Raw genomic sequence first — 20,180 nt, 5'->3', positions numbered from 1 at the left:
ATGGCGGCCACCAAAGGAAGCAAACCCCGTATCAAGCCGTTTCGGGGTCCTGCCGGAGGCTGGGGTTCCGTGCGCTCGCTCGCCGAAATACTGCCGCGCGAGCATTTCCCCCTTGAAGGCATGCGGGAGTTGGCCCGTCAGAATAAGCCCGATGGGTTCATGTGCGTCAGCTGCGCCTGGGCAAAGCCCGGCGAGCCCCACCCGGCGGAGTTTTGTGAGGAAGGCGCGAAGGCAACCGCGTGGGAATTGACGAAATTACGGACAACGCCGGACTTTTTCCGGGATCATAGCGTCACCGCCCTGCGGGAATGGCGGGACTATGATCTGGAACAGCATGGGCGCTTGACCCACCCGCTGCGCTATGACGCGGCGGCGGACAAATATGTCGCCTGTTCATGGGACGAAGCCTTTGACGCCATCGCGGCCAGCCTGCGGCCGATGGACCCCAAGAGGGTGGTTTTCTACTCATCCGGGCGCACCAGTCTGGAGGCATCCTATATGTACGGCCTGATGGCGCGCATGTACGGCAACCAGAATCTGCCCGACAGTTCCAACATGTGTCATGAATCCACTTCGGTGGGATTGAAGGCCGCCATCGGCGTGCCCGTCGGAACGACACAGTTGAAGGACTTCGACGAGTGCGACGCGATTTTCTTCTTCGGCCAGAATGTCGGGTCCAATTCCCCGCGCATGCTGCACGACTTGCGCCGTGTGCGGAAGCGGGGGGTGGAGATCATCACCTTCAACCCGCTGCGCGAACGCGGACTTGAACGCTTTACCGATCCGCAAAACCCGATCGAGATGGCGACGCTCCAGGAAACGGGCATTTCCACCCAATATCATCAGGTGAAAACCGGCGGTGACATCGCCGCCATGATGGGCCTCGCGAAGTTCCTCATCGAATGGGACGATGCGGCCAAAGCGGTCGGCGATCCCCCGGTGCTGGATCATCATTTTATCGAGCAGCATACCAAGGATTTCCATGCCTTTGCGGAGAAAGTGCGGGCGTCATCCTGGGAGGAAATAGAAGCGGAGTCGGGCCTTACCCGCTGGGCGCTGGAGCAAGCGGCGCGCGTCTATGCCCGGTCCAAGGCCGTGCTGGCCATTTACGGCATGGGGCTGACCCAGCATGTGAAGGGGGTCGAGAATGTCCGGATGGTCGTCAACCTGCTGCTATTGCGTGGAAACATCGGCAAGCCTGGCGCAGGACCTATGCCGGTGCGCGGCCACAGCAATGTGCAGGGGCAGCGCACGGTCGGCATCACGGAAAAAACCGAACTTGCGCCCGTCGAGAAGCTGAAAGAGCTATATGGGTTCAATCCGCCGACGGAAAAAGGGCTCGACACGGTCGAGACATGCCAGGGCATCGTCGATGGATCGGTGAGGGCGTTCATCGGTCTGGGCGGCAATTTCCTGCGCGCGATTCCCGATACCGAAAAGATGGAGACGGCATGGCCGCGACTGGACCTGACAGTGCATGTCGCGACCAAGCTAAACCGCAGCCACCTATTTCCCGGACGGCAAGCCTATCTGCTCCCCTGCCTTGGTCGCATAGAAAGGGACATGCAGCAAAGCGGTCCGCAGGCGGTATCGATGGAGGATTCCACCAGCTGCATTCATGGATCGCTGGGCAAGGCGGAGCCAGCCAGCGAGTATCTGCTGTCCGAACCGGCGATCGTGGCTGCGCTGGCCAGACGGCTCCTGCCGCCCAATCCACGCGTCGATTGGGACAGTTGGGTTGAGGATTACGGCCGTATCAGGGACGCAATCGAGGCGACCTATCCGGACAAGTTCAAGGACTTCAACCAGCGCCTGTTCCAGCCTGGCGGCTTCTGGAAGGGGAATAAGGCGGCGGAGCGGATTTGGGAGACGCCGAGCGGAAAGGCGGAATTCCTGCCTCCCTCGGGCATGTCGGCGACCGGCTTTACGGACAAGGGCGGGCAGTATCGGCTGATGACACTGCGGTCCAACGATCAGTTCAACACGACCATCTATGGCTATCATGATCGTTTCCGCGGCGTGAAGGGAACGCGCGATGTGCTTTTCATGAATGCAGAAGACATGATGCAGGAAGGTTTGCGCGAAGGTGATGTGGTGACGCTGGAAGGCGCATCGCAGGACGGGCGGGTGCGGCGCCGGCCGGGCTTGATCGCCACCGTTTATAATATCCCGCGCGGCTGCCTGGGCGCCTATTATCCCGAATGCAATGTGCTCATCCCGATCGAGCATCATGCCGAGGAGAGCCATGTTCCGGCGGCAAAGTCCGTACCGGTGACGATCAGCCGGGCCTCCTGAGGGGGCAGGCGCGGCATGCGACTGCGGACCGGCGCGATCATCACGAGCCTGCTTCTGGCGGGGGGCTGCAGTTCTGAACAGCGCACATTGACAGCGCCGCAGCCGACCTCAGCCCCGAACGGGCCAGGCGACCCGCGCATTGCGGCCATCAAGGACAATTTTTATCAGATCTCGCAGGGGGGGCGCTATTTCACCTGGTATGGCTGTACCAATTGCCATGGCGAGCCGAAAGCGGGATGGCCTCCGCGCCTGCCCTTCGTGACCTATTATGCGCGGATCGGGCACAAGGGCTATGACCGCAGGATCGCTGCCGAACAAAGATGGCAGATCAGCGCCTACCTCAATTCGCTACCCGCCACCGACACGGCGAAGCGGCACCGGCAGGCGGTGGACCAGCAGGGAGAGCCAACGGCGAAGCAATGGCAGGGGCCGCTATGAGCCGCTGGCAGTTGCTGCTGGCGCTGGCCACACTGCCGGGATGCGGGCAGCGGCAATCCGCCTTGCACCCTGCGGCCGACCATGCGGCGACGCTGATGTCGCTGTTTCAACTCATGCTGTGGGTGTGCGGCATCGCCTATCTGCTCGTCATCCTTTTCCTTGGCTGGAGCCTGGTCCGGCGGCGCGCCGTGGCGGAGACTGGTGAAACGGGCGTGCGGGCAATGTTGGGAATTTGGATCGGCCTTATCCTGTTGGGGCTGGTCATCCTGGCTGTGGGCAGTTTCCTTGCCGACAGGACGCTGGGCGCGGCGTCGCAAAAGGCGCTGCGCGTGCGGGTTACCGGGCATCAATGGTGGTGGCGCATCGAATATGAGGCGGGGCGGGGGCGGTGGATCGAGACCGCGAACGAACTGCATCTTCCCATGGGCGTGCCCGTGACGCTGGAACTGCGGGCGGCGGATGTGATCCACAGCTTTTGGGTCCCCAATCTGGCGGGCAAGATGGACATGATACCGGGGCGGATAAACAGCATGACGGTGACGCCGGGCAAGACCGGCTGGTTCAGGGGGCAGTGCGCGGAATTTTGCGGGACGCAGCATGCCAATATGGCGCTGGTGGCGAAGGTCGAACGGCCCGGCGAGTTTACGCGCTGGCTGGCGCATCAAGCGGAACCTGTGGCAGGCGAGGCAGCAGGGCGGGCGATTGTGGAGAAAGGTAGTTGCGCGGTTTGTCACCATATAAGGGGAACGGGCGCGCAGGGACGCGTCGGGCCTGATCTGACCCATCTGGCGTCGCGCCGCACGATCGCTGCAGGCGCGGCGCCACTGACGCGAGGCAGCCTGCGTGGCTGGATCATACAGCCACAGGCGATCAAGCCGGGAACGTCCATGCCGCCGAGCGACCTTTCGCCGCAGGATGCCGATGCAGTGGCGCGCTATCTGGAAGCGCTACGATGAGCGTGGAGCATGACATGCTGCGCGCAACCTGGTCGGACCCGCCGGGGCTGTGGGGTTTCCTGACGAGCGTGAACCCCCATCGGATTGCGGGGCGCTACATCCTAACGGCGATGGCGCTGTTGATCCTGTCCGGGCTGCTGGCGCTCGACATGCGCGTGCAGCTAAGCCAGCCGCAGATGCACCGGATGACGGCGCAGCTCTATAATGAATCCTTCGCCCTGCATGGATCGACCATGTTGTTCCTGGTGTCGGTGCCGGTGATGGAGGCCATGGCGATGTGGCTGGTGCCGTTGATGCTGGGACAGCGCACGATGGCGTTCCCGCGCCTCAACGCGTTCAGTTTTTGGCTGTATCTGGGCGGGGTCCTGATGCTGTGGCTGCCGCATATGGTGGGGGTGACGCCCGACCTTGGCTGGTTCGAATATCCGCCGCTATCAGGTCTATCCTATTCGCCAGGACATCGCGCGGACATTTGGGCGCAGATGATCACCTTTACCGAGGTCGCCGCGCTTTCCGTGTCGGTCAATGTCGCCGTCACTATTTTGAAGATGCGCCCGCCCGGCATGACGCTAGCGCGGATGCCTGCTTTCCTGTGGGCGATGCTGGTGTCGGCGGTGATGACCATTTTGGCGCTCCCCGCGGTCATGCTGGTGACGTCCATGCTGATTGCCGACCGCCTCGTATCGACGCATTTCTTCAGTCCAGCGAGCGGCGGCGACGTGCTGTTGTTCCAGCACCTATTCTGGTTCTTCGGTCATCCGGAAGTTTACATCATCTTCCTACCGGGGTTGGGTTTTGTTTCCGCGATCGTCGAGACATTTTCACGGCGACGGCTGTTTGGTCATGTGCCGGTCGTGCTGTCGATGCTGGCCATCGCCTTCCTCGCCTTTGGCCTATGGGTGCATCATATGTTCGCGGTCGGCCTACCCAAGGTCGGGAACGCGCTCTATACGGCGGCGAGCATGGCGATCGCACTGCCCGCTGGTATCCAGATATTCTGCTTCATCGCGACGATTGCCCTGGGACGGCCGAGCTTTCGCACGCCGCTGCTGTGGATCGTAGCGTTCATCCTGACGTTCGTCATCGGCGGGTTGTCCGGCGTGATGACCGCGTCCGCGCCGCTCGACCTGCAGCTGACCGATAGCTATTTCGTTGTCGCGCACCTGCATTATGTGCTGATCGGCGGTGCGATGTTCCCGCTTTTTGGCGCCTTCACCTATTGGTATCCCAAGGCGACCGGGCGGATGATGTCGGATGGCTGGGGGATCGTCAGCTGCGCGCTGATCGTCGCGGGGTTCAACATCGCCTTCTTTCCCATGCACATATTGGGCCTGATGGGCATGCCGCGGCGCATCTACACCTATGGGCCGGAGATGGGCTGGGGCGATCTGAACCTGGTTGCGACAGGGGGAACGGTTATCGCTTCGGCGGGAGCGACGATCTTCGTGGCCAATGCCTTTCTTAGCTATTGGCGGGGGAAGCATGCGGGAGCTGACCCCTGGGGCGGATCGACGCTTGAATGGGCGAGCAGTTCGCCGCCGCCCGCCTATGGCTTTGCCTATGTGCCGGTGGTCACAAGCGCCGCGCCGATGTGGGATGCTGTGCTGGAGCCCTTCCCCGTGCTGCGCGGGCTGTCGAGCCAATGCCGGGAGGTGCTCGTCACATCGCTGCTCGATGCAAGGCCGCAATATCGTCAGCTGAGTCCTGGACCGTCCATCTGGCCGTTGATCGCGGCGCTTGTGACGTCGGCATTGTTCGTCGGAAGCATCTTCACGCCTTGGGCGCTGATATGGGGGGCGCTGCCACTGGCTGTGGCGCTCACCATCTGGTTCTGGCCGACGCGCCCCCGTCGCAAGGAGGCGAAGGCATGAGCGACCGGCCGATCTCCATCCATGGCGATGTGTCGGACCTGCCCACGAGCAGGGACGGCCCGGCGAGCCTCGCCTGGTGGGGCAATGTCGGCTTCATGGCGATCGAAGGCACCGCCTTCCTGCTGGCGGGCGGGTCTTACCTGTATCTGATGGTGGCCAGCCCGTCCTGGCCGCCGAAGGGTTTTGCTCCGCCGGAACTTCTATGGGGCATCATCTTTACGGCGGGGCTGCTGCTCAGCGAGATACCCAATGGTTGGCTTATCAAGAAGGCGAAAGCGCGGAACGAGCGGGCCGTCAGGATCGGCATCGTCATCATGACGGCGGTCGCGTTCCTGCTGTTCGTGCCGCGCGCCTTGGAGTTCACGGTGCTGGGGTTGCGATGGGACGAGAATGCCTATGGCTCCGTCCTGTGGATGCTGATGATCCTGCACACCGTTCATCTGGTGACCGACTGGGGCGACACGCTGGTGCTGGCGCTGTGGCTGCACACGCATGAGGTGGGTGACCGGCAGTTCGCCGATGTCGAGGATAATGGCAATTACTGGCGGTTCGTCGAGCTGAGCTGGCTGCCGATCTATGCGCTGGTCTATTGGGCGCCGAGGATGGCATGAGCAGGAACGCGCGTTACGCCATCCTCTTCGCCGCGCCGCCGCTCTTGTGGTTCGCGAGCCAGCAGGCTTTGGGCTTCATCCTGCATGCGGCTTGTCCATCGGGGCCGCCTTGGCCAGGGGTGGGCATGGCGCTGTTTCTGCTGGTGATCGGTCTGGCCAGCTGGGCTCTGGTGCGGCTTGCGGCGCACAAATGGGGCGCGTTTTTGTGGGTGGGGATATTCTTCCTGGCGCTGCTGTTCCAGGCGCTGGCGGTGCTGATCCTGACAGGGTGCAGGCCATGAGGCGCCTTCCATCAAGCCTTTGGTTCGTAACCTGGTTGGGCGGCTTCGGCGTGCTTGGATCCCTCGCCAGCTTTGTGGTGCAGCAGCGACAGGAAACCGCCCAGCAGGAAACGCATGCGCAGGCGCTGACCGACGGCGTCGTGGAACGGGGCGAGCGCGCGATCATCGCGCGGCAATGCAACGCTTGTCACGAGATACCGGGCATGGCCGGAGCGCGGGGTGCTGCTGCTCCTTCGCTGGGGGGATTTGCTGCGCGCAAGACGGTGGCGGGTGTGCTGCGCAACGATCCCGTGGCCTTGGTGCGCTGGGTCCGCTTCCCGCAATCCGTGGTCCCGGGCAACGCCATGCCGAACATGGGGATCGGCGATCAGGAGGCGCGGGACATAGCCGCTTATCTCTATACCCTGTCGCCCAGACCGACATAGGTCAGGGGCTGTTCATCCGGCTCGGCCAATATGTGCCAAGCGTAAAAGAGGGCTGCCGCGAGGTAGAGCGTGCCGCCCGGAATCCACATGAGGATGCCCGCCATCTGCTGATCGGCCAATGGGCTGAGGTCCCAGGCTTGGGTGGTCAGCCAGTGCGGCCGGTAAAGCGCTGTCCCAGAAAAGGCGATCAGCGCGCCGAGCAGGCTCATTTGCATCATGGTCGCGAAGAGCGCGATGATCTTAGCAGGCATCGCCGAACGCGCGAGCACATGCCAGAAGCCGGCGGCGGAGACGAGGATAGTCAGTTGCATCGTCCAAAAGACAAGCGAGGAGGACAGGGCCCAGTCATAGGCGGCCGGGGCGTGCCAGAACCAGAGGATGAGCGCCTGGAGGATCGTCCAGGCGGGCAGCGATCCTCTGATGTTCAAGGCTCCTGATGCGCGGGCGAGCAGAGGTGCGGCGATCAGGATGAGGGCGAGGTGGTGGAGAGCGCGGGCTGAAAAAAGGGCCGAGCCCAAGGCGCAAAAGGGGGATACATAGAGGAGCGCCCAAAGGCCGATGAGACCAAACGCGGCATTTCGGCGGGGGGGCGCAAGCCGCAGGGCGATGAGCAGCCAGATGGCAAGGGAAAGAAGGAGGAGCGGGTCCCAGTTCCACCGCGTCCAGAACTCATCGGGAAGAGGCGCGCCGCCGCAATAGGGAACCGGGCTATGATGCAAGGGGGAACCTCATCCTCTCTTCCCCCTGTCCAAGTCATGAAGACGGGGATCGTTCCCCCCGTCAACCGGTCAAGCGAGTTCGACAGCCATGGCGGTTGCTTCACCGCCGCCGATGCACAGGCTGGCGATGCCGCGCTTAAGGCCGCGATTCTCCAGCGCGGCGATCAAGGTGGTGAGAATGCGTGCGCCGCTCGCGCCGATCGGGTGTCCGAGCGCGGTCGCACCTCCGTTGACGTTGAGCTTGTCAGCGGGAATGCCCAGTTCCTTAGCGGCGATCATCGCCACGACGGCGAAGGCTTCGTTGACTTCGAAGAGATCGACGTTGGCCACCGACCAGCCCGCGCGGTTCAGCAGCTTGGTGATGGCGGGAACGGGCGCGGTGGTGAAGCGCGAGGGTTCATGGGCGTGGGCGGCGCTCGCTACGACGGTGGCGATGACGGGCAAGCCGAGGCGATCTGCGACGCTGCGCCGGGTCATCGCCAGCGCTGCCGCGCCGTCGGAGATGGATGAGGAATTTGCGGCTGTGATCGTCCCGTCCTTGACGAAGGCGGGCTTTAGCGTGGGGATCTTTTCCGGGCGCGCTTTGCCGGGCTGCTCGTCACTCTCGACCAGCGTTTCGCCGGAGCGGCCCGGGACGGACAGCGGGGTGATCTCGCGCTCGAACGCGCCGCTGGCGATGGCGGCCTGCGCCCGTTCGAGCGAGCGGACGGCATAGGCGTCCTGCTCTTGGCGGGTGAACTGATAGTCGCGGACGGCGTCTTCGGCAAAGACGCCCATCGCCTTGCCCGGTTCATAGGCATCCTCCAGCCCGTCCATCATCATCGTGTCGATAATGCGGTCATGGCCGATGCGGGCGCCGGAGCGATGCTTGGGTAGCGCGTAGGGCGCGTTGGTCATGCTTTCCATGCCGCCCGCGACGATGATGTCGGCGCTTCCAGCCAGCAGCGCTTCCTGCGCCATGATCGCGGCCTGCATGCCCGAGCCGCACATCTTATTGACGGTTGTCGCCTCGACGGAGCGGGGGAGGCCGGCGCCCAGTGCGGCTTGGCGGGCGGGAGCCTGCCCCAGTCCGGCGGCCAGGACGCAGCCCATATAGATGCGGTCGATGGCCTCGGGGGAGACGGCTGAACGCTCGACTGCGGCCTTGACGGCGGCAGCGCCGAGTTCCGTTGCCTTAAGGGGAGAAAGGACGCCCTGGAACCCGCCCATCGGGGTTCTGGCGTAGCCCACAATGACAACTGGATCCTGCATCGTTCATCCCGTCCCGCAATTGTTTTAAGACCCTAATATGAGAGCTGGGACAAAATAATGAAGAGAAAAACGCGCTCGGGCAGGAAGGCCATGAAGGGAGGACATGGCGGGCCTGCCCGAGCACTTCCGGGGGAGCACGGGTAATTTTAGTCTATAGTATAGATTTCAGGCAGCGGTGTTGGCCGCGTGGATGCCGAAAGCCATCCGGGCCGCATTGAGGGTATATTCATATTCCTCGCTACCGGGTATGAGGTCATGCCAGTCTTTATTTGAGATGGCGGCGAAACTGTCTTGCCAGATCTTACAAGCGATCAGTTGTATTTCGGTTTCTTTAGGAGCGCGCTGCGCTTCCAGGCAGTCCCGCAGGATTGCGTGGAAGACGGCACCCCGCACTGGTGCATGTTTCATGGGCATCCTCTCCAGCAGCCGATTCTTTGTTCAGCTTGCCGTAGCGGAAAGTTGCATAGGTCGCGCACTGCGTCAACAGGTCTCCACATTTTTCAACGGCTTAACCTAAGTAAAGTGCGATATATATCCAAATTGACCGGTTCCTTTACTTTAAGAACATGACCGTTCTTTTAGTAAGTAGTTGAAAGAAAGGCCGTAGCGATCAGTTTCCGCCGTGGCCTTCCCAATGCTCATTAGAAGCTAAACTTTGCCCCTACACGGAGCAAGCGCGGTTCCACCACGCGGCTCAGGCGTCCCTCGACCGGCCCGCCAGCGTCAAAAGAAGGAACATAGGATTCATAAAAATAGGCGATGTCCTTGTCCCGGCTGGCGAGGATGTTGAGCAGCTCTCCATAAATTTGGATGTTTTTGCCCTTCCATGCGGCGCGGGCGTTGACGATGCTGCTACCGGGGTCGCGCACGCTATTGTCCTCGATCAGTGGCGATGGGCCGAGATGGCGGACGCGGATGCTGGCTTCCCAGGGATCGAGGACCAGTGCGGCTCCTGCGGAGGCGGCGTTTTTGAACGCATTGGGGATATGGTCGCCATTGTCGAAGCGCGAATGGCTGGCGGTGTAATTGCCGTCGAAAGCGAGCCAGGGGAAGGGCCGCCAGAACGCGACAAGCTCATAGCCATGGCGGCTGCTGGCGCCGCTAGGCTCAACCGCATTGGAATCGCCTACAAAGCGCAACTCGCTGCCGACATTCAGCCACCAATAGGTGGCGGTGAAAGAGAAGCCGGGCAGTTGCAGGCGCGCGCCCAATTCCTTGCCGGTGCCGCGGACGAGCAGGGGAACCGGCGTGGTGACGTTCACTGCGCCGCGCGCGTCGTTGGAATGGAAGCCCCGGCCCCAATTGGCGTAAACTTCGATGCGGGGACTGAGTTGATAAGCGATCGCGGCCTTGGGTGAAACGAGGGTGTCCGACCCGCTGCCTTCCCCGAGCGCGGCGGCGGCGGCGTCCCTTGCCGTGACCGAATAATGATAATAGTCGCCCCGCAGGCCACCGGTCAGGCGCAGGCCGGGTAGCGGGGTAAGGGTCGCTTCACCATAGAGGGCGGCGGAGGCTTCGTTCACCCGGTAGCGCCCGAGCGAGGAGAGGAAGACCCGATCGGCGGTGCGGTCGACCCCGACATTGCCGATCGCGTCATAGCGATTTTCGGTGCCGATCTTCAGTTGTACCGCGGGATTGACGTCCCAGCGCTTTTCGCCGGTAAGGCCAAGGACCCACCGGCGATCGAATTGCTCGATCTGCGCGCTGGTCCCGTCCGGGTCGGCGTAGGTGGGGTTGGAGAACATCGTCCAGTCATAAAATTGAGCGTAGAGATTGGCGCGCCATGTCGGCTGGACGGCGGCGAGATTGCCGATGATGCGCGTCGTTTCGCCGCGCGCGGAAGGGTCTGGCGAGCAGAAGACGTCCGGACATTGGAGCGTGCCGATGATCCGTTCGGGAATCTGCTCGGTAGGGCGCCAGGTCGAGCGATAGGCGTGGAGCGAGGCTTCGAGCTTTCCGGCCCCGGCCGGGATCGCATATTTGGCGAAGCCCGCATAATGGCGCAGATGTTCCGGCTCTTCCCAGGGACCATCATAAGCCTTGGCCTGGGCGACGAGCGTGAGATCGCCTCCACCGGCCTTGACCGTGCCGCCTGCCGCCAGCCTGCGCCAGCCATAGGAGCCGCCCTCCGCCGATATCCAGGGCCGGTCATAGCCGTCGATCGTGGTCATATAGGCTGCGCCCGCCAGCGCGAAGTCGCCGCCATCGGCGCGATAGGGACCTTTGCGAAAATCCTCCCGCGCGACGATTTCCGGGATGAGGCCGTTGAGGTCGAGATAGCCATGGCCATGCCCGTGGGTGCGGAAGTTCATCTGCACGCCGTCAATGTAAGTGGTGAAGTCCGACCCATGGTCGAGGTTGAAGCCACGCAGGAAATATTGATTGGCCTTGCCGCTGCCCGAATGTTGGGCGGCGACCATGCCGGGCACGGCTTCGAGTAGTTCGGCGACGCGCAGCAGCGGGCGGACAAGCAGGTCCGCGCCGCCGACGCTGCCTTCGCTCGCCGCATGGGCGGTGCCGATCTTGTCCTCTCCCCGGCCGAAAACGATGATGGTGGCGGCCGCTTCGGCGGCTGCCGCATCATCGGCGGCAGTGGCGGGAGAAGCCGAAAGGCTGGCGGTGAGGGCGCAGGCGACCCAGGCCAAATCGCTGTGAGATTTCATGTCGTTCACTCCGGGCGTCTGGCGACATCCGGTAAGAGACCTGCCGCCCTAGCGAACGGCCGGCGCACGCAGGCAGCCGGACGCCCCCAAGGCGGCCGCCAACGTCACCGAAGCGGCCTCCACCGCTCGTTCGTCGCTCAGACGGAAATCACCGTGCCGCGGCCATCCCCTGGGCCAAGGCAAGAGCGACCATACGCCGGCAGGTCTCCTGGCTCGCGGGTCGTCGCTTGATGCACGGCCTTCCCGGAGCTCGCATGACTTAGCGTCCGCCCAGTGACTTGCACCCTCCTGCTTGTGAGGTGGGGCGATGTGCATCGCGCTCGCCGCTTACAGTTGCAGGGACAGCCTCGGCTTCGGGAGGCGGATGCCCCCCTTACCGTGTTCCCTTTTAAGCCTCTTTCGAGGCACCGGCGCGATCTTTGTCCGGGTGAACCGGACGGGGTGGCGATAGCGAGGGTGCGGGGGAGAGGCAAGGGGGTGGTTGGGTGGGGAGAAGTGGAGGGGGACTTGGAAGGGCTGTTGAGGACCAATGACGGTCGCCAGTTCTGGTCACCCCGGACTTGGTCCGGGGTCTCGCTTAACTTTGCCGATCAGAGGAAGCGGGATGCAGGCTCAAGGCCGGGATGACGGAGGAGTTGTCGGTCGGAGCGCTTCTTTCGCCCCGGCTCTCTGCCTGAAGGGGGGAGGGGGAATGGCTGTCGTTGCTCAGTTCAGCGCGTTGCCGGAGTTGCGCTTGAGGCGCAAGGCCATGGCCTGGTAGCGGACGGCGCGTTCGTTATGCAGTGCGATGGTCGCCTGGTCTGCTCCGCGCTGCCGGGCTTCTCTGGCCTGCCGCGCTTCCAGTGCCGCGCAGGCGGAAAAATGTGATGCGTCGTGGGGGCGCATGGCCCAATCCTCTCTCTGATTTCTTATGGCCGTCCCTATATCACTGGGCCGGTCGCGGCGGCAATAAAACAGATTAGAGTTGAAAAAGCATCAACTTTTGAAGCTATTTTGGCCGTCTCAGTGCTTGGATGCCGGCACGTTCCAGGGGGCATTGCGGAAGGTTTGGCGGAGAAAGGCGATGAAGGCATCGACCGCGGGGGGACGGCCCGCCGCGCGGGGATGGACGGCATAGACGGCGAGGTCAGAGGGGCCTTCCCAGCCATCGAGCAGGCGGACGAGCTTTCCCTCGGCGAGAAGCGGGCCAACGTCCCAGAGCGAGCGGAGTGCAATGCCGGCACCGGTCACGGCGAGTTCGCGGACGATCTCGCTGCTGTTGGTGCGCACATGACTACGGCCGTCGATCTGCCGGCGCATGCGGCCGTTGTCGAGCCGCCAGGGCAGTTGTCCTTCCGCGGCGAGCAGGCGGTGGCGGGAAAGGTCGGCGATCTTTTGCGGCGCGCCATGTTCCGAGAGATAGGCGGGGCTGGCGCAGAGGATGCGTTGGTTGGCGGCGAGATAATGGCCCTCCAGATGCGCGGGAACGTCGCTGGTGATGCGGATGGCGAGATCGACCCGCTGCGAGAGCAGGTCCTCATAGGCGTCGGAAAGATTGAGCTCCAGATCGACTTTGGGATGGCTCTGCAGGAAGCGCTGGACATGCGGGGCGATGTGGAGGCGGCCGAAGGAGGTGGGGGCGGAGACCCGCAGCGCGCCGGATATCGCGCGGTGGCGGTTGGTGGCGCGGTCCTCCGCCTGCTGGATCGCTTCCAGGATGCCGGTGATGTCGCGATGAAGGCTGGCGCCTTCCTCCGTCAGCGCGAGGCGGCGGGTGGTACGGTGGATGAGGCGCACGCCGAGGCGGGCTTCTAAGCGAGAGATGCGCTTCGACATCATCGCTGGGGAAATGTTGAGCATCCGTCCGGCGGCCGAGAGGCTGCCGGCGTCGACGGCGCGGGTGAAGAGGAGATAGTCCGGGTCCATCATGATCTTTTCCAATGCGGAAAATATCTTTCAACTTTTTCTTGTCTAGTGCGAGGATGGCGGGCGGGTCTATGCTTGGCCGCAGTTATTTTCGCGCGGAGTGGATGCATGCCCGACCTGATCGAGAAATCTGGCCTGAAGGTCGCCGCCGAGCTGGCGGGCTTCATCGATGAGAAGGTGTTGCCCGGCACCGGGATCGAGGCGGATGATTTCTGGGGCGGGGTGGCCGGCATTTTCGAGCGCTTTGGCCCGCGTAATGCCGCGCTGCTGGCGAAGCGGGACGCGATGCAGGATCAGATCGATAAGTGGCATGAGGCTCACGCGGGGCAAGCGGTGGATGGGACGGCTTACCGGGCTTTCCTGACCGAGATTGGCTATCTGGCGCCGGAGCCTGCTCCCTTTGCCATCGGATCGACGCGGGTGGATGACGAGCTGGCGAGGCTGGCGGGGCCGCAGCTGGTCGTGCCGATCCTCAATGCGCGCTTCCTGCTGAACGCGGCTAATGCGCGGTGGGGGAGCCTCTATGATGCGCTCTATGGGACCGATGCGATTGGGAGCGTTCCGGCGGGGAAGGGCTATGATGCGGCGCGCGGGGCGCAGGTGATTGGCTGGGCCAAGGAGTTTCTGGACCGGGCCGTCCCGCTGGCCGATGGGAGCTGGGCGGACTGGCGAGGGGAAGCGCCGGTGTTGCGGAATGCTTCGCAATTGGTGGGACGGGCGGGGGATAATTTCCTGCTGCGCAATAATGGGCTTCATATCGAGCTGGTGATCGATGCTGGGCATGCCGTGGGGCGGGATGATCCGGCGCATTTGGCGGATGTCGTGCTGGAGTCCGCATTATCGACCATTTGCGACCTGGAGGACTCGGTCGCGGCGGTGGATGCCGCCGATAAGGTTGCGGCTTATGCCAACTGGCTGGGCCTGATGAAGGGCGATCTGGAGGATAGTTTCGAGAAGAATGGCGCGATGATGACGCGGCGGTTGAACGGCGACCGCAGCTATGTCGCGCCCGATGGGAGCAGCTTTACCCTGCCGGGGCGGTCGCTGCTGTTCGTGCGCAATGTCGGGCATTTGATGACGACGCCTGCCGTCCGGATGAGCGACGGGGCGGAGGCGCCGGAGGGGATTCTTGACGGGATTGTCACCAGCCTGATCGCCTTGCACGACCTTCGGCGGGAGGGGCGCTTCGTCAACAGCCGGGCGGGCAGTATCTATATCGTCAAGCCCAAGATGCATGGCCCGGAGGAGGTCGCCTTCACCAACGATTTATTCGACGCGATCGAGGATCTGCTGGGGCTGAAGCGGCATCAGCTGAAGGTCGGGGTGATGGATGAGGAGCGGCGGACTTCGGCGAACCTCGCCGCCTGCATCCATGCGGTGCGGGACCGGATCGTCTTCATCAATACCGGCTTCCTGGATCGCACAGGCGACGAGATCCATACGTCGATGCGCGCGGGGCCGATGGTCCGCAAGGGCGAGATGAAGGATGCCGCCTGGATCAAAGCCTATGAGGATCGCAATGTGCAGATCGGGCTTGCCTGCGGACTGTCCGGCAAGGCGCAGATCGGCAAGGGCATGTGGGCCGCGCCGGACCGGATGGCGGACATGCTGGAGCAGAAGATCGGGCATGTGATGACGGGGGCGAATACGGCCTGGGTGCCTTCCCCGACGGCCGCGACCTTGCACGCGACGCACTATCATGCCGTCGACGTGTTTGCGCGCCAGGAGGAGCGGAAGGCGGAGCCGGTCGCGGGTCTGGACGCGCTGCTGACGATCCCGCTGGCGGCTGGGGTGAACTGGTCGGCGGAGGATATTCGCGACGAGCTGGACAATAATGCGCAGGGGATATTGGGTTATGTCGTGCGCTGGGTGGATCAGGGCGTCGGTTGCTCCAAGGTACCGGACATTCATGACATCGGGCTGATGGAGGACCGGGCGACGTTGCGGATTTCTTCGCAGCATATCGCCAGTTGGCTACTGCATGGGGTGTGTTCCGCCGACGAGGTCGATGCAGCGCTCAAGCGGATGGCGGCGAAGGTGGATGCGCAGAATAAGGGCGATCCGCTTTACCAGCCGATGAGGGGGCGGGAGGAGGAGAGCCTGGCTTTCCAGGCGGCGCGGGCGCTGGTGTTTGAGGGCGTGGTGCAGCCTAACGGCTATACCGAGCCCTTGTTGCATGCGTTCAGGGCTCGGGTGAAAGCGCTAGCCTAGAGTAACATGATTGGGGGTTGATCCGTTCGTTTCGGTCCAAATCGGAAAAACGTTAACGTCGCGCTCTCCGCTTCGCGACTATGTTGGTAGCGAGCGGACGCAGACGGTGCGTTCCAACATCATCGTGCGCTAGGTCAGCAGGATAAAAGCGGCGCCTGCTGCGGCGGAGCAGAGGAGGACGGGGAGGACCCCGGCCTTGAAGCGCAGGACGGCGATGAGCGCTGCGGTGGAGAGGATCAGGGCCGGGAGATTGATCGAGGCGAGGACCGGGACGTCGAGCGATCCGGTCGGCGTCGCTACGGCCTGAACCTTCCCGAAGAGCGTGTGGATCGCGAACCAGAGGGCGAGGTTCAGGATCACGCCCACCACCGCTGCGGTGATGGCGGTAAGCGCTGAGGAGAGGGCGCGGTTGCCGCGCAGGCGTTCGATGAAGGGCGCTCCCGCGAAGATCCACAGGAAACAGGGGACGAAGGTCACCCAGGTGGTGAGGATCGCGCCGATCGTCGCGGCGAGCAGTGGCGGGAGCGTCCCGGCGTCGCGGAAGGCAGCGAGGAAACCGACGAACTGCGTTACCATGATCAACGGGCCCGGCGTGGTTTCAGCCATGCCGAGGCCGTCGAGCATCTCACCCGGACGGAGCCAGCCGAAAGTGCCGACCGCCTCCTGCGCGACATAAGCGAGGACGGCATAGGCCCCGCCGAAAGTAACGACCGCCATCTGGCTGAAGAAGCTGGCGATGCGGGCGAATACATCGTCGGGGCCGAGCGCGAGGAAGAGGGTCAGGACAGGCGCCAGCCAAAGCAGCAACAGGACGGTCGAAATCTGGAGCGACCAGCGCAGGTTCGGGCGGGCGTGATCGGGAAGCGCTTCGCCGAGCGCGGTGTCGCGGTCGTGGATGATGTTTCCGGAGGCCGGGCCATGGCCGCCGCCGCCCTTGAACTGGGCGATGCCGCTGCGGCCGCCGAGATAGCCGATGAGGCCCGCCGCCAGCACGATCAGCGGGAAGGGGGCGTCGAGGAAGAAAATGGCGACAAAGGCGGCGGCGGCGATGCCGCGCATCACGCCGTTCTTGAGCGCGCGGGAGCCGACGCGGATGACGGCTTGCACGACCACGGCAAGGACGGCGGCCTTGAGGCCGAAGAAGAGCCCTTCAACAAGCGGCACTTTGCCGAGGAGGACGTAGATGTAGCTTAGCGCCAGGATCGACAAGAAACCGGGGAGCACGAAGAGGATACCCGCGATGAGGCCGCCTTTCGTCTTGTGGAGGAGCCAGCCGATATAGACGGCGAGCTGCTGCGCTTCTGGGCCAGGAAGCAGCATGCAATAGTTGAGGGCGTGGAGGAAACGCTCCTCGCCGATCCACTTCTTTTCCTCGACCAAGATGCGGTGCATCACCGCGATCTGTCCTGCGGGGCCGCCGAAGCTGAGCGCCGCGATCTTCGTCCATTGACGGGTGGCTTCGCCGAGCGAGATGCCGTGGTCGGGGGCAGAAGTGGCGGCGGCGGAGAGGGTCGATGCGTTGCTGCTCATCGATCGGCCTTTCGATTGCTGAAGAAGGCGTGGAATTGATTGAGGGCGTCGCTGGCGAGGGCGATGCGTTGGAGATCGTCGTCAGTCGAGGCGCAGACGCCCGACAGGATCGCGCCGAGGCCCGCGGTTTCCGGGCGGGCGAACTTACCGTCGGCTATGTCGAGTTCGTGGATGATCTCGCCGATGGCGCAGAGGGCGGGATCTTCAGTGAGGGCGGCGCGGAGCAGCAGGGTTTCGAAGCTGCAACGGTCCCCTTCATGGGTAAATTCGGCGTCGGCCATGTCGAAGCGCAGCTCGCCCGGTTCCGGATCATGGGAGCGGCTATCGACGAAGCGGAAGCGCGCCTTGGGATCGATGAAGCGCTGGATCAGCCAGGCGCAGGCGATGCGATCGACATGGACGCCGCTGCGCGTGACCCAGATGCGGTCGGTGAGGTTCTGCGGCACGGGGGTCTGGGCAGGCTCGGCGCGGCTGACATCGGGATGCTGATAGCGGTGGCGCTCGAGTTCGGCGAGGGCTGCTGCCGCCTCCTGGCGGCCGTGCGCGCCGAAAAAGTCGATCCGGCCGATCTCTTCTAGGCGCTTCTGGAGCTTGGCGATGTCGGCGGGGGTGGCGGGGCCGGTTTCGAGCAGGCGGTAGGCAGACTGGGCCAGTTCGTCATAATCGGCGTCGCGGGCGGTGTCGAAAAGGCTGCGGACTTCGGCATCCGACTGGCCAGCGAGCAGGCGGGTTTCGGTGAGGATGGCTTCGCCGCCGCTGCTGGTGATTTCTTCGAGCAGGGCGTGGAAGGCAGCTTCAGAGTCGCCCGAATGCGGAAGGACGTGGACGGCGTTTTTGAGCGGAACCGCGCCAATGGATTGGAGGCGGCGCCAGATCTTGACGCGCAGATAGGGGGGCTTGGCGGGGAGCTGGTGGAGGAGGGCTAACCACGAAGTCATGATGCAGGTGTATCATGAGATTGGCGGGTAGGAAATAGCTATATCTTCTCGGGCGGAGGGGGAGCGCCTGCGGATGGAAGGGGTATGCCGTGCCAGAGCCACCCCAACCCTTCAAACGAGTCACATGCCTCGTTTGAACCTGAAGTGGAGGGGCTATAAGGAGCCCTTTAGCCGTTCGATGAGGGCCTTTGCCGCTCTGGTTACATCTCCCCAGGTTTCGTCAAAGCCTGCATCCTCACCGAAATAGGGGTCGGTGACGCTGGTGCCTTCTCGGCCGGGGACGAGGTCCATGAGGAGGCGGAGGTCGGCGGTGCCGTCGGAGGGGCGGATGCGGCGGAGGTTTTGCAGATTGTCCGCGTCGAGGGCGAAGATGTGGTCGAAACGGTGGAAATCCTGCGCGGTGACCTGGCGGCCCCTATAGTTGGATATGTCTATGCCGTTGCGGAGGGCGACGGCTTGTGCGCGTTTGTCGGGTGGGCAATCGACATGCCAGTCGCCGGTGCCCGCCGAGTCCACTTTGATGGACAGTCCCGCACGTTCGGCTTCGGCGCGCAAGGCCGCTTCCGCGAGGGGTGAGCGGCAGATATTGCCAAGGCAGACGAAGAGGACGGAGATGCTCATCCTTCGGCCGCTGCGGTGGAGAGGCCGAGTTGAGGCACGCCAATCGAGCGTCGGCCGCCAAAATCGGTGCGGGCGACGATGACGCCGATCTTTTCCATATAGTCGATGAGGCGGCGGACGCGGCCGGGCGAGCTGGTGCCATAGGCTCGGGCGAGGGCGGCATCGTCGGGGCAGGGCAGGCCCTGCATCGCCGCGCGCGCGATGAGGAGGAAGGGCGCGAGCATGTCTTCGGGCAGGGGTTGTGCGGCCTTCATCGCATCGTCCCAACGCGGATCAGCGGCGTCGAACATGCCCGCCTGCGCCATCGCGAAACGCTTGCGGAAGGCGGAGAGGTCGAGCGGGGGCGTGCGCAGCCCCTTCATGCGGCAGCGGACGCCGAAATCCTGATAGAGGGTCGAGACGCTGGGCTGCGCGTCGCCAAGGTCGGCGACGATCTCTCCGAGGACGGCGATGACCACGGGCTCATTCTGGCCGAAGTCGAGTTCGGGCGCGGCGGGCTTGGCCGAAGGGGCGTTGGCGAGCGCGCGCATCAGTTCCTCGGCCGGTAGCGGCGGCGGGTCGGCGCGGGGCGGCGGAGGCGGCAGCGCGTCGTCCTCGCCTGCGCTGGCGAAGAGCAGTTCCTGCATATTTTCGGTTGCTGCGGCAGGCGGCGGCATCAGCTTGTGGGTGCCGCCGCGCGTGCTGGTTTTGACCGTGCCAATCTTCACCGCGACCGGGCGGCGGCAGATGGCGGGGCCGAGCGCGAGGAAGCGGCCGCGTTCCAGGTCACGTATCTGTTCGGCCTGGCGGCGCTCCATGCCCAGCAAGTCGGCGGCGCGGGCCATGTCGATGTCGAGGAAGGTGCGGCCCATCAGGAAATTCGACGCTTCGGCCGCGACATTCTTGGCGAGCTTGGCAAGGCGCTGGGTGGCGATGACGCCCGCAAGGCCGCGCTTGCGGCCCCGGCACATGAGGTTGGTCATGGCGGCGAGGCTGAGGCGGCGGGCTTCGTCGGACACGTCTCCCGCGGCGACCGGGGCGAACATTTGTGCTTCGTCCACCACGACGAGGGCGGGATACCAATGGTCGCGCGGGGCGTCGAACAGGGTGGAGAGGAAGGTCGCGGCGCATTTCATCTGCGCCTCCAACTCCAGGCTTTCGAGGCTGAGGACCACCGACGCGCGATGTTCGCGGATGCGCGCGGCCATCTTGACGATCTCGCGCTCATTATAATCGCCCGCGTCGATGACGACGTGGCCGTATTCGTCGGCGAGGGTGACGAAATCGCCTTCGGGATCGATGACTACCTGCTGGACCAGGGACGCGCTTTCCTCCAGCAAACGGCGGAGGAGGTGCGACTTGCCGGAGCCCGAATTGCCCTGAACGAGCAGGCGGGTGGCGAGCAATTCCTCGACGTCGATCGGAACGGGGTTGCCGTTGCCGTCGGTTCCTATGCTGATGGTGGCGGTCACATATGTCCTTTGGC

At 63.8% G+C, this 20,180-nt stretch carries 18 protein-coding genes and 1 riboswitch; of the genes, 8 read left to right on the top strand and 10 right to left on the bottom strand.

Going from position 1 to position 20,180, the window contains the following annotated elements:
* The 7 genes from EP837_RS15260 to EP837_RS21420 are packed head-to-tail and all read left to right on the top strand — an operon-like array spanning window position 1 to window position 6,877.
* Window positions 1-2,295, top strand: coding sequence for an FdhF/YdeP family oxidoreductase (locus tag EP837_RS15260; RefSeq protein WP_066530464.1), 2,295 nt, complete (start codon window positions 1-3; stop codon window positions 2,293-2,295).
* Window positions 2,296-2,310: 15 nt separating this feature from the next.
* Entirely contained in the window at window positions 2,311-2,733 is a 423-nt protein-coding gene (locus tag EP837_RS21430) for a hypothetical protein (RefSeq protein WP_066530461.1), read from the top strand.
* Window positions 2,730-3,689, top strand: coding sequence for a cytochrome c oxidase subunit II (locus EP837_RS15250; protein ID WP_066530458.1), 960 nt, complete (start codon window positions 2,730-2,732; stop codon window positions 3,687-3,689). Before EP837_RS21430 ends, EP837_RS15250 begins: the two co-directional genes overlap by 4 nt.
* Complete coding sequence (locus tag EP837_RS15245) at window positions 3,686-5,560, top strand: cbb3-type cytochrome c oxidase subunit I (RefSeq protein ID WP_066530456.1); 1,875 nt, start codon at window positions 3,686-3,688, stop codon at window positions 5,558-5,560. The genes EP837_RS15250 and EP837_RS15245 overlap by 4 nt, the downstream gene beginning before the upstream one ends.
* Entirely contained in the window at window positions 5,557-6,171 is a 615-nt protein-coding gene (locus tag EP837_RS15240) for a cytochrome c oxidase subunit 3 (RefSeq protein WP_066530453.1), read from the top strand. Before EP837_RS15245 ends, EP837_RS15240 begins: the two co-directional genes overlap by 4 nt.
* Window positions 6,168-6,452 carry a hypothetical protein gene (locus tag EP837_RS21425; protein WP_066530449.1) on the top strand — a complete coding sequence of 95 codons (285 nt, stop codon included), beginning with the start codon at window positions 6,168-6,170 and terminating at the stop codon, window positions 6,450-6,452. The genes EP837_RS15240 and EP837_RS21425 overlap by 4 nt, the downstream gene beginning before the upstream one ends.
* Window positions 6,449-6,877 (top strand): c-type cytochrome, encoded by a 429-nt coding sequence (locus EP837_RS21420; protein WP_066530445.1) that lies wholly within the window; start codon window positions 6,449-6,451, stop codon window positions 6,875-6,877. The genes EP837_RS21425 and EP837_RS21420 overlap by 4 nt, the downstream gene beginning before the upstream one ends.
* Here EP837_RS21420 and EP837_RS15225 read toward each other — a convergent pair.
* The 6 genes from EP837_RS15225 to EP837_RS15200 form a co-directional block, all read right to left on the bottom strand.
* A complete protein-coding gene (locus tag EP837_RS15225) occupies window positions 6,850-7,596 on the bottom strand; it encodes a cytochrome c oxidase assembly protein (protein WP_066530442.1) in 747 nt (248 codons plus the stop codon). The genes EP837_RS21420 and EP837_RS15225 overlap by 28 nt on opposite strands.
* 69 nt (window positions 7,597-7,665) lie before the next feature.
* Window positions 7,666-8,847: an acetyl-CoA C-acyltransferase gene (locus EP837_RS15220; protein ID WP_066530437.1), complete on the bottom strand. Its 1,182-nt coding sequence runs from the start codon at window positions 8,845-8,847 to the stop codon at window positions 7,666-7,668.
* 165 nt (window positions 8,848-9,012) lie between these two features.
* Entirely contained in the window at window positions 9,013-9,255 is a 243-nt protein-coding gene (locus EP837_RS15215) for a hypothetical protein (RefSeq protein WP_066530435.1), read from the bottom strand.
* 233 nt (window positions 9,256-9,488) lie between these two features.
* Window positions 9,489-11,510 carry a TonB-dependent receptor gene (locus EP837_RS15210; RefSeq protein WP_066530433.1) on the bottom strand — a complete coding sequence of 674 codons (2,022 nt, stop codon included), beginning with the start codon at window positions 11,508-11,510 and terminating at the stop codon, window positions 9,489-9,491.
* A 181-nt stretch (window positions 11,511-11,691) separates the two neighbouring features.
* Window positions 11,692-11,937, bottom strand: a riboswitch (cobalamin riboswitch).
* Between the two features lie 278 nt (window positions 11,938-12,215).
* On the bottom strand, window positions 12,216-12,395 hold the full coding sequence (locus EP837_RS15205; protein WP_066530430.1) for a hypothetical protein: 180 nt from the start codon (window positions 12,393-12,395) through the stop codon (window positions 12,216-12,218).
* 117 nt (window positions 12,396-12,512) lie between these two features.
* Window positions 12,513-13,418 carry a LysR family transcriptional regulator gene (locus EP837_RS15200; RefSeq protein WP_066531652.1) on the bottom strand — a complete coding sequence of 302 codons (906 nt, stop codon included), beginning with the start codon at window positions 13,416-13,418 and terminating at the stop codon, window positions 12,513-12,515.
* Between the two features lie 105 nt (window positions 13,419-13,523).
* Between EP837_RS15200 and EP837_RS15195 the strand changes: the two genes are divergently transcribed.
* Complete coding sequence (locus EP837_RS15195; RefSeq protein ID WP_066530423.1) at window positions 13,524-15,626, top strand: malate synthase G; 2,103 nt, start codon at window positions 13,524-13,526, stop codon at window positions 15,624-15,626.
* Window positions 15,627-15,755: 129 nt separating this feature from the next.
* Here the strand turns inward: EP837_RS15195 and chrA are convergent, their stop codons facing one another.
* The 4 genes from chrA to EP837_RS15175 form a co-directional block, all read right to left on the bottom strand.
* A complete protein-coding gene (gene chrA, locus EP837_RS15190; protein ID WP_066530420.1) occupies window positions 15,756-17,156 on the bottom strand; it encodes a chromate efflux transporter in 1,401 nt (466 codons plus the stop codon).
* Complete coding sequence (locus tag EP837_RS15185) at window positions 17,153-18,094, bottom strand: chromate resistance protein ChrB domain-containing protein (protein WP_066530417.1); 942 nt, start codon at window positions 18,092-18,094, stop codon at window positions 17,153-17,155. The genes chrA and EP837_RS15185 overlap by 4 nt, the downstream gene beginning before the upstream one ends.
* 153 nt (window positions 18,095-18,247) lie before the next feature.
* Window positions 18,248-18,715, bottom strand: coding sequence for a low molecular weight protein-tyrosine-phosphatase (locus EP837_RS15180; RefSeq protein WP_066530415.1), 468 nt, complete (start codon window positions 18,713-18,715; stop codon window positions 18,248-18,250).
* Complete coding sequence (locus tag EP837_RS15175) at window positions 18,712-20,166, bottom strand: ATP-binding protein (protein WP_066531650.1); 1,455 nt, start codon at window positions 20,164-20,166, stop codon at window positions 18,712-18,714. Before EP837_RS15175 ends, EP837_RS15180 begins: the two co-directional genes overlap by 4 nt.
* Window positions 20,167-20,180 lie beyond the last annotated feature (14 nt).

It is taken from the genome of Sphingobium sp. EP60837 (genome assembly GCF_001658005.1).
GTDB classification, from domain to species: Bacteria; Pseudomonadota; Alphaproteobacteria; order Sphingomonadales; family Sphingomonadaceae; genus Sphingobium; species Sphingobium tyrosinilyticum.
The sequence above is the reverse complement of the archived record's forward strand: the minus strand, read 5'-3'. Positions and strand labels throughout refer to the sequence as shown.

Bases quoted from the DNA above. Each gene is read 5' to 3' on its own strand.
- EP837_RS15260 (WP_066530464.1), top strand. From the start codon at position 1: ATGGCGGCCACCAAAGGAAGCAAACCCCGTATCAAGCCGTTTCGGGGT.
- EP837_RS21430 (WP_066530461.1), top strand. From the start codon at position 2,311: ATGCGACTGCGGACCGGCGCGATCATCACGAGCCTGCTTCTGGCGGGG.
- EP837_RS15250 (WP_066530458.1), top strand. From the start codon at position 2,730: ATGAGCCGCTGGCAGTTGCTGCTGGCGCTGGCCACACTGCCGGGATGC.
- EP837_RS15245 (WP_066530456.1), top strand. From the start codon at position 3,686: ATGAGCGTGGAGCATGACATGCTGCGCGCAACCTGGTCGGACCCGCCG.
- EP837_RS15240 (WP_066530453.1), top strand. From the start codon at position 5,557: ATGAGCGACCGGCCGATCTCCATCCATGGCGATGTGTCGGACCTGCCC.
- EP837_RS21425 (WP_066530449.1), top strand. From the start codon at position 6,168: ATGAGCAGGAACGCGCGTTACGCCATCCTCTTCGCCGCGCCGCCGCTC.
- EP837_RS21420 (WP_066530445.1), top strand. From the start codon at position 6,449: ATGAGGCGCCTTCCATCAAGCCTTTGGTTCGTAACCTGGTTGGGCGGC.
- EP837_RS15220 (WP_066530437.1), bottom strand. From the start codon at position 8,847: ATGCAGGATCCAGTTGTCATTGTGGGCTACGCCAGAACCCCGATGGGC.
- EP837_RS15215 (WP_066530435.1), bottom strand. From the start codon at position 9,255: ATGAAACATGCACCAGTGCGGGGTGCCGTCTTCCACGCAATCCTGCGG.
- EP837_RS15210 (WP_066530433.1), bottom strand. From the start codon at position 11,510: ATGAAATCTCACAGCGATTTGGCCTGGGTCGCCTGCGCCCTCACCGCC.
- EP837_RS15205 (WP_066530430.1), bottom strand. From the start codon at position 12,395: ATGCGCCCCCACGACGCATCACATTTTTCCGCCTGCGCGGCACTGGAA.
- EP837_RS15200 (WP_066531652.1), bottom strand. From the start codon at position 13,418: ATGATGGACCCGGACTATCTCCTCTTCACCCGCGCCGTCGACGCCGGC.
- EP837_RS15195 (WP_066530423.1), top strand. From the start codon at position 13,524: ATGCCCGACCTGATCGAGAAATCTGGCCTGAAGGTCGCCGCCGAGCTG.
- chrA (WP_066530420.1), bottom strand. From the start codon at position 17,156: ATGAGCAGCAACGCATCGACCCTCTCCGCCGCCGCCACTTCTGCCCCC.
- EP837_RS15185 (WP_066530417.1), bottom strand. From the start codon at position 18,094: ATGACTTCGTGGTTAGCCCTCCTCCACCAGCTCCCCGCCAAGCCCCCC.
- EP837_RS15180 (WP_066530415.1), bottom strand. From the start codon at position 18,715: ATGAGCATCTCCGTCCTCTTCGTCTGCCTTGGCAATATCTGCCGCTCA.